The organism is Nocardia violaceofusca NBRC 14427, assembly GCF_963869435.1.
Lineage (GTDB): Bacteria > Actinomycetota > Actinomycetes > Mycobacteriales > Mycobacteriaceae > Nocardia > Nocardia aobensis.
In genome coordinates this window covers 1-5314 of the sequence record NZ_CAWMPM010000064.1, presented here as the reverse complement: position 1 = coordinate 5314, position 5314 = coordinate 1, and the positions used below count along the sequence as shown (strand labels likewise).

3 rRNA genes are annotated in these 5314 nt (G+C 56.8%); all 3 read right to left on the bottom strand.

Features of this window, described 5'->3' with window-relative positions:
* Positions 1 to 13 precede the first annotated feature (13 nt).
* Positions 14 to 130: ribosomal RNA gene (gene rrf / locus AC5592_RS34260) — 5S ribosomal RNA — on the bottom strand.
* A gap of 108 nt (positions 131 to 238) precedes the next feature.
* Positions 239 to 3353: ribosomal RNA gene (locus tag AC5592_RS34255) — 23S ribosomal RNA — on the bottom strand.
* Between the two features lie 324 nt (positions 3354 to 3677).
* Positions 3678 to 5194 (bottom strand): 16S ribosomal RNA (locus AC5592_RS34250).
* The 16S, 23S and 5S rRNA genes sit together here, the layout of an rRNA operon.
* Between the last annotated feature and the right edge of the window lie 120 nt (positions 5195 to 5314).

Below are 5314 nucleotides of genomic sequence, written 5' to 3'. Positions count from 1 at the left end.
TCGCGAATGTATGTTCCGGCGGTGTCCTACTCTCCCACACCCTGGCGAGTGCAGTACCATCGGCGCAGGTGGCCTTAGCTTCCGGGTTCGGAATGGGACCGGGCGTTTCCCCACCGCTATAGCCGCCGTAACTCTATGAAACTATCCACAGAGAGCCGAACACCCCGGTACCGGGACATTCGTCTTCCTGTATCTGTGTGTTGTTTCAGATACCGCACAGTGGACGCGTAGCAGCTTTGTTGGTAAGTCCTCGGCCTATTAGTACCAGTCACCTCCATGCGTTACCGCACTTCCAGTTCTGGCCTATCAACCCAATGGTCTGTTGGGGGCCTTACCCCCTTAAAGGGGTGAGAAACCTCATCTTGGAACAGGCTTCCCGCTTAGATGCTTTCAGCGGTTATCCCTTCCGAACGTGGCCAACCAGCCGTGCCCCTGGCGGGACAACTGGCACACCAGAGGTTCGTCCGTCCCGGTCCTCTCGTACTAGGGACAGCCTTCCTCAAGTTTCTAACGCGCGCGGCGGATAGAGACCGAACTGTCTCACGACGTTCTAAACCCAGCTCGCGTGCCGCTTTAATGGGCGAACAGCCCAACCCTTGGGACCTACTCCAGCCCCAGGATGCGACGAGCCGACATCGAGGTGCCAAACCATCCCGTCGATATGGACTCTTGGGGAAGATCAGCCTGTTATCCCCGGGGTACCTTTTATCCGTTGAGCGACACCGCTTCCACATGCCGGTGCCGGATCACTAGTCCCGACTTTCGTCCCTGCTCGACCTGTCAGTCTCACAGTCAAGCTCCCTTGTGCACTTACACTCAACACCTGATTGCCAACCAGGCTGAGGGAACCTTTGGGCGCCTCCGTTACATTTTAGGAGGCAACCGCCCCAGTTAAACTACCCACCAGGCACTGTCCCTGAACCAGATCATGGCCCGAGGTTAGAGGTCCAATACGACCAGAGTGGTATTTCAACGACGACTCCACGAACACTGGCGTGCCCGCTTCACAGTCTCCCACCTATCCTACACAAACCGTACCGAACACCAATACCAAGCTATAGTGAAGGTCCCGGGGTCTTTTCGTCCTGCCGCGCGTAACGAGCATCTTTACTCGTAATGCAATTTCGCCGAGTCTGTGGTGGAGACAGCAGAGAAGTCGTTACGCCATTCGTGCAGGTCGGAACTTACCCGACAAGGAATTTCGCTACCTTAGGATGGTTATAGTTACCACCGCCGTTTACCGGGGCTTAAATTCTCAGCTTCGCACATTACTGCGCTAACCGGTCCTCTTAACCTTCCGGCACCGGGCAGGCGTCAGTCCGTATACATCGTCTTACGACTTCGCACGGACCTGTGTTTTTAGTAAACAGTCGCTTCTCTCTGGTCTCTGCGACCCAACCCAGCTCCGAGTGCAAGACTCATCACCAGATCGGGCCCTCCTTCTCCCGAAGTTACGGAGGTATTTTGCCGAGTTCCTTCACCACAGTTATCTCGATCGCCTTAGTATTCTCTACCTGACCACCTGTGTCGGTTTGGGGTACGGGCCGTGTACCAACTCACTAGAGGCTTTTCTCGGCAGCATAGGATCACTGAATTCACCTCAACCGGCTACGCATCACCTCTCAGGCACATGCTGTGCGGATTTGCCTACACAACGCCCTACAGGCTTACACCCGGTAATCCACCACCGGGCCCAGCTACCTTCCTGCGTCACCCCATCGCTTGACTACTACAGCCAGGGTCGTGCGCAGCCACATCCGGCCTCCCGAAGGAGGTCCATCCGCTTTTGGGCACTTAGCACAACTGATTCGCCATTGGGCGCGGATACACGGGTACGGGAATATCAACCCGTTGTCCATCGACTACGCCTGTCGGCCTCGCCTTAGGTCCCGACTCACCCTGGGCGGATTAACCTGGCCCAGGAACCCTTGGTCATTCGGCGGACGAGTTTCTCACTCGTCTTTCGCTACTCATGCCTGCATTCTCACTCGCGCAGCCTCCACAACTAGGTCACCCCGCTGCTTCCCTGGCTACACGACGCTCCCCTACCCACCCAGTCGACTGGCCCGAAGGCGATCTGTATGACTGAGTGCCGCGGCTTCGGCGGTGTACTTGAGCCCCGCTACATTATCGGCGCAGGATCACTTGACCAGTGAGCTATTACGCACTCTTTCAAGGGTGGCTGCTTCTAAGCCAACCTCCTGGTTGTCTCAGCGACCCCACATCCTTTTCCACTTAGTACACGCTTAGGGGCCTTAGCCGGCGATCTGGGCTGTTTCCCTCTCGACTACGAAGCTTATCCCCCGCAGTCTCACTGCCGCGCTCTCACACACCGGCATTCGGAGTTTGGCTGACTTCGGTAAGCTTGTGGGCCCCCTAGGCCATCCAGTAGCTCTACCTCCAGTGTGAAACACGCGACGCTGCACCTAAATGCATTTCGGGGAGAACCAGCTATCACGGAGTTTGATTGGCCTTTCACCCCTACCCACAGCTCATCCCCTCAGTTTTCAACCTAAGTGGGTTCGGGCCTCCACGACGTCTTACCGTCGCTTCACCCTGGCCATGGGTAGATCACTCCGCTTCGGGTCCATGACATGCGACTCAAACGCCCTATTCGGACTCGCTTTCGCTACGGCTACCCCACACGGGTTAACCTCGCCACACACCGATGACTCGCAGGCTCATTCTTCAAAAGGCACGCCATCACCCCACGACCGAAATCGAAGGCTCTGACGGATTGTAAGCGCACGGTTTCAGGTACTATTTCACTCCCCTCCCGGGGTACTTTTCACCTTTCCCTCACGGTACTAGTCCGCTATCGGTCACCAGGGAGTATTCAGGCTTACCGGGTGGTCCCGGCAGATTCACAGCAGATTTCACGGGCCCGCTGCTACTCGGGTGCCCACTACAACAGAGAACACGTTTTCGTCTACCGGACTCTCACCGTCTACGGTTGGCCGTCCCAGACCAATTCGACTAACGCGATCTTTTCTGACTGTCGCCCAGATCGGCAGATCTGAGAAAGCAGGTCCCACAACCCCGGCTATGCAACGACTGCCGTCTATCACACACAACCGGTTTAGCCTCTTCCGCTTTCGCTCGCCACTACTCACGGAATCACTATTGTTTTCTCTTCCTGTGGGTACTGAGATGTTTCACTTCCCCACGTTCCCTCCACACACCCTATATATTCAGATGCGGGTAACACGACATCACTCGTGCTGGGTTTCCCCATTCGGAAATCCTCGGATCTCAGCTCGGTTGACAGCTCCCCGAGGCTTATCGCAGCCTCCTACGTCCTTCATCGGCTCCTGGTGCCAAGGCATCCACCGTACGCTCTTACACACTTACTAACAAAGATGCTCGCGTCCACTGTGCAGTTCTCAAACAACACACAAGACCCTCTCACCACTGCGGCACCAGCCGGGAAGAAACCCGCGGTATGACACGCGGAGAAAATCTTGTCGTATCTTTTGCCTGGAAAGAACGTCTGTTCTTTCAGGACCCAACAGTGTGTCGATATATTCACCGCGGTCCCGGACAGAGCCGGCACCTTGGTGCGATGAAGCTTGTCAGCGTTCCACCCATGAGCTCCGCAGTTCCACGTTCGGGAACATAAGCGGCTCTGGCACTCTCGGGTTCGACTCTTCGAACCGAGCAGTGCAGATGCTCCTTAGAAAGGAGGTGATCCAGCCGCACCTTCCGGTACGGCTACCTTGTTACGACTTCGTCCCAATCGCCGATCCCACCTTCGACGGCTCCCTCCACAAGGGTTAGGCCACCGGCTTCGGGTGTTACCGACTTTCATGACGTGACGGGCGGTGTGTACAAGGCCCGGGAACGTATTCACCGCAGCGTTGCTGATCTGCGATTACTAGCGACTCCAACTTCACGGGGTCGAGTTGCAGACCCCGATCCGAACTGAGACCGGCTTTAAGGGATTCGCTCCACCTCACGGTATCGCAGCCCTCTGTACCGGCCATTGTAGCATGTGTGAAGCCCTGGACATAAGGGGCATGATGACTTGACGTCGTCCCCACCTTCCTCCGAGTTGACCCCGGCAGTCTCCTGCGAGTCCCCGCCATTACGCGCTGGCAACACAGGACAAGGGTTGCGCTCGTTGCGGGACTTAACCCAACATCTCACGACACGAGCTGACGACAGCCATGCACCACCTGTACACCAACCACAAGGGGGGCCGTATCTCTACGGCTTTCTGGTGTATGTCAAACCCAGGTAAGGTTCTTCGCGTTGCATCGAATTAATCCACATGCTCCGCCGCTTGTGCGGGCCCCCGTCAATTCCTTTGAGTTTTAGCCTTGCGGCCGTACTCCCCAGGCGGGGCGCTTAATGCGTTAGCTACGGCACGGATCCCGTGGAAGGAAACCCACACCTAGCGCCCACCGTTTACGGCGTGGACTACCAGGGTATCTAATCCTGTTCGCTACCCACGCTTTCGCTTCTCAGCGTCAGTTACTGCCCAGAGACCCGCCTTCGCCACCGGTGTTCCTCCTGATATCTGCGCATTTCACCGCTACACCAGGAATTCCAGTCTCCCCTGCAGTACTCTAGTCCGCCCGTATCGACCGCAAGCGTGCAGTTGAGCTGCACGTTTTCACGATCGACGCGACGAACCGCCTACAAGCTCTTTACGCCCAGTAATTCCGGACAACGCTCGCACCCTACGTATTACCGCGGCTGCTGGCACGTAGTTGGCCGGTGCTTCTTCTACAGGTACCGTCACTTGCGCTTCGTCCCTGTCGAAAGAGGTTTACAACCCGAAGGCCGTCATCCCTCACGCGGCGTCGCTGCATCAGGCTTTCGCCCATTGTGCAATATTCCCCACTGCTGCCTCCCGTAGGAGTCTGGGCCGTGTCTCAGTCCCAGTGTGGCCGGTCGCCCTCTCAGGCCGGCTACCCGTCGTCGCCTTGGTAGGCCATTACCCCACCAACAAGCTGATAGGCCGCGGGCCCATCTCGCACCGATAAATCTTTCCACCACCAACCATGCGACCGGTGGTCATATCCGGTATTAGACCCAGTTTCCCAGGCTTATCCCAGAGTGCGAGGCAGATCACCCACGTGTTACTCACCCGTTCGCCGCTCGTGTACCCCGAAGGGCCTTACCGCTCGACTTGCATGTGTTAAGCACGCCGCCAGCGTTCGTCCTGAGCCAGGATCAAACTCTCCGTTGAAGACTCTCGATCAACCGCCGAAGCAGCAAATCAGAAGTATCTCGAACCAGAGTCCGAAAACCTAACTTAAACGCCAGCCGGAAAATAGCTGACTAAAAAATGTCCGACCCTCACACGGGG